The 3,605-nt window shown below is 61.2% G+C and carries 5 protein-coding genes; all 5 read right to left on the bottom strand.

All coding sequences use genetic code 11. From position 1 onward, the window contains the following. Positions 1-83: hypothetical protein (locus D8U18_RS29140; protein ID WP_241664357.1), on the bottom strand; the 83-nt coding region annotated here is incomplete at its 3' end. A gap of 70 nt (positions 84-153) precedes the next feature. Beyond that, on the bottom strand, positions 154-972 hold the full coding sequence (locus tag D8U18_RS25560; RefSeq protein ID WP_131108882.1) for a phosphoglycolate phosphatase: 819 nt from the start codon (positions 970-972) through the stop codon (positions 154-156). Beyond that, positions 969-1,643, bottom strand: a complete 675-nt coding sequence (gene rpe, locus D8U18_RS25555; RefSeq protein ID WP_131108880.1) for a ribulose-phosphate 3-epimerase — start codon at positions 1,641-1,643, stop codon at positions 969-971. Before rpe ends, D8U18_RS25560 begins: the two co-directional genes overlap by 4 nt. Before the next feature lie 80 nt (positions 1,644-1,723). Further along, positions 1,724-2,872 carry an iron-containing alcohol dehydrogenase gene (locus D8U18_RS25550; protein ID WP_130906941.1) on the bottom strand — a complete coding sequence of 383 codons (1,149 nt, stop codon included), beginning with the start codon at positions 2,870-2,872 and terminating at the stop codon, positions 1,724-1,726. Between the two features lie 221 nt (positions 2,873-3,093). Then, positions 3,094-3,605, bottom strand: a 512-nt coding sequence (locus D8U18_RS25545; protein ID WP_131108878.1) for an ABC transporter permease, incomplete at its 5' end; no start/stop codon positions are given.

Genomic DNA, 3,605 nt, shown 5'->3' with positions numbered 1-3,605 from the left:
TCGAAGTCGGCCAGGGTTTCGCAGGCAAGCGGGATGCGGTTGTAGCCGGCAGCGGCCAAACGCAGGAATTCTTCGCGGATCATGATGTGCCTCGTGGCTTGAGGGTCTAACAGTCAGGTATGCAAACGCGCCGGGGAGCCGGCCAGGATCAAGTCAGGCGCGCCAACGCCAGCGGGCCAGGGCCTTGATGACTTTCATCCAGAGTTTGCGAGTGACCACCACGATGGGATTTCCAGGAGGGGATTGAACAGCGTCGGGCAACGTTATCTCAGCGGCAAGATCCAGGCAACCGGGAATTAACTTGCGCAGATCGTCGATCACCAGAGCCGGCGACTCTTCGGCAATTGGCCGGCCATGGTTGTAGCCGTAGCTCAATGCCACACACTTGACCCCTGCTGCCTTCGCCGCCAGCACATCACTGCGTGAATCGCCGACGAACAAAGACTGCGAAGCCGGGATGTTGGTCATTTTCATCACGAAAAACAGCGCGGCCGGGTCCGGTTTTTTCTGTGGCAGGGTGTCACCGCCAATGATCAGTCGAAAGTAACGGCCGATTTTCAGCTGATCGAGCAACGGTGCGACGAAGCGCTCCGGCTTGTTGGTGATCAAGGCCATCTCGACGCCCTGCTTTTGCAGCCACTTCAGGGTATCGCGAACGCCGGGGTAGACCACCGTCAACTCATGGCTTGCGCCGTAAGCCTGCATGAAAATTTCCAATGCCCGCTCGGCTTCGTCATTGTCGACTTTAGAATGATCGAGACCACCGGCCAGCGCACGACGCACCAGCACCGGGGCGCCGTTGCCGACCCACTCGCGCACCGACGCGATACCGGCCGGTGCGCGACCGAGTTTGAGCAGCATGTTATCCACAGCGGCCGCGAGGTCGGGGACCGAATCGATCAGCGTGCCATCCAGATCGAACATCACCAGCCTTGGCAGGCTTCCCGGGAACAGCTGCTCAAAACCACTCATGGGCGAGCCAGCGCCAATTCGGAACGCATCTTGTCGATGACTTCCTGATAGTTCGGCGCATTGAAGATGGCCGAGCCGGCGACGAAGGTATCGGCGCCTGCCGCAGCGATTTCGCGGATGTTGCTGACGTTCACGCCGCCATCGATCTCCAGGCGAATGTCGCGACCGGAGGCATCGATCAATGCGCGTGCTTCGCGCAGCTTGTCGAGGGTACCCGGGATGAACTTCTGCCCGCCGAAGCCCGGGTTGACACTCATCAGCAGGATCATGTCGACCTTGTCGATCACGTACTTGAGCACGTCGAGCGGGGTCGCCGGGTTGAACACCAGGCCCGACTTGCAGCCGCCTTCGCGGATCAGTTGCAGGGAACGGTCGACGTGCTGCGTGGCTTCCGGGTGGAAGGTGATGTAGGTCGCGCCAGCTTCGATGAAGTCACCGACGATGCGATCCACCGGACTGACCATCAGGTGCGCGTCGATCGGCGCGGTCACGCCATATTTGCGCAACGCCGCACAGACCATCGGGCCGATGGTCAGGTTGGGCACGTAGTGGTTGTCCATGACATCGAAGTGCACGAAGTCGGCGCCGGCGGCCAGGACATTGTCCACTTCTTCACCCAGGCGGGCGAAGTCGGCGGAGAGAATCGACGGAGCAATTACGAAGGGCTGCATGACGCACCTTTTCTGAGCAAAATCACGATGGCGCGCATTGTATACCTCATGCTTTGGCGCGCGCACCGTGAGCGCGATGATCAGTAGGCAGCGCGGTAGATCTTCTCGATATCAATCGCGCTCAATTTGCGCGGATTGTTGCGCATCAAGCGTTCAATGCCCGCGGCTTCCACAGCCATGGCGGGGATGGCATCCTCAGGCACCCCGAAACTGCGCAGACCCGCGGGGATTTCCACCGCTGCACACAATTCGGTCATGGCTTGCACGGCTTTATCGGCCGCCTCATTGACGCTCAACTGCGCGGTCTTCACGCCCATGGCCTCGGCGATATCCTGCATGCGTTCGACGCACGCCATTTTGTTCCAGGTCATGACATAGGGCAGCAGCAAGGCATTGCTGACGCCATGGGCAATATTGAATCGACCACCCAACGGATAGGCCAGCGCATGCACCGCGCCGACCCCAGCGTTGCCGAACGCCATGCCGGCCATCAGGCTGGCGGTGGCCATGTCCTCGCGGGCCTGCAGGTTGGAGGGGTTGGCATAGGCCTTGGGCAAAGCCTGGGCGATCAGCTTGATCGCGCCGATGGCTAGGGCATCGGTGATCGGCGAGGCATTGACCGACAGGTAGGATTCGATGGCATGCACCAAGGCATCGACGCCACTGGCGGCGGTGACACTGCGCGGGCAGGTCAGGGTCATTTGCGGACTGACGAGTGCCACGTCCGGCAACAGGTAATCGCTGACGATGCCCTTCTTCAATTGCGCGACCTTGTCGGAAAGGATCGCCACATTGGTCACTTCTGAACCCGTACCGGCGGTGGTCGGGATGGCGATCAGCGGCGGGCCTTTGCGCGGTACCTGGTCGACGCCGAACAAATCCTCCAGCGCGCCGTGATAACCGGCATACGCCGCAACACTCTTGGCAATATCGATGGCACTACCGCCACCCAGGCCGATCAAGCCGTCATGCCCGCCTTCGCGGTAGACCCGCATGCAGTCTTCGACAATGGCGATTTCCGGATCGGGCAGCACCCGGTCGAAGATCTCGTAGGTTCGATCCCCCAACTGCGCCAGCGCCAGCTCTACGGTGCCGGACCTGACCAGCGCAGCGTCGGTGACGATCAGCGGGTTGTCGATGTCCAGTCGAGTGAGCTCGGCCGACAGTTGCTCGATGGCCCCTGCGCCGGTGATCAGTTTGTGAGCGATTTTGAAAGAGGAAAGACTCATGTGCGCAGCCTCTTATAGATAGGGGAGCTGGGCACAAGAGTAGCTGGGGATTGGGGGTTGTCTGCCATTCAGGTCATGAATGAGCGAGCCTGTAGCACGATCGTTCCCACGCTCCGCGTGGGAATGCCTCAACGGACGCTCCGCGTTCGGCTCTGGATTGGGACGCGGAGCGTCCCGGGCTGCGTTCCCACGCGGAGCGTGGGAACGATCATCGCTGGCCGTCAAACCTGCGCGGTACGCAGTTTCTCGCTACGGCCACGCAGCCATTCCAGGGTCAGCAGCAGGATTACCGAGAAGGCGATCAGCAGCGTCGCGGCGGCGGCGATGGTCGGGCTGAGGTTTTCGCGGATACCGCTGAACATCTGACGTGGCAAGGTCGCTTGCTCGGGGCCAGCGAGAAACAGCGTCACCACGACTTCATCGAAGGACGTCGCGAAGGCGAACAGCGCACCGGAAATCACCCCCGGTGCGATCAACGGCAACGTCACTCGCCGGAACGCGACCAGTGGCGAAGCACCGAGGCTCGCAGCGGCACGCACCAGATTGTGGTTGAAGCCCTGCAAGGTCGCCGACACCGTGATGATCACAAACGGCACGCCCAGCACCGCATGCACCACGATCAGCGAGAAGAAGCTGTTGCCCAGCCCCAATGGCGCGAAGAACAGATAACTGGCCACACCGATGATCACCACCGGCACCACCATCGGCGAAATCACCAGCGCCATCACCAGCG

The sequence above is a fragment of the Pseudomonas sp. Sample_10 genome (assembly GCF_004321495.1).
GTDB lineage: Bacteria > Pseudomonadota > Gammaproteobacteria > Pseudomonadales > Pseudomonadaceae > Aquipseudomonas.
This window is presented reverse-complemented; position numbering and strand designations above follow the sequence as displayed.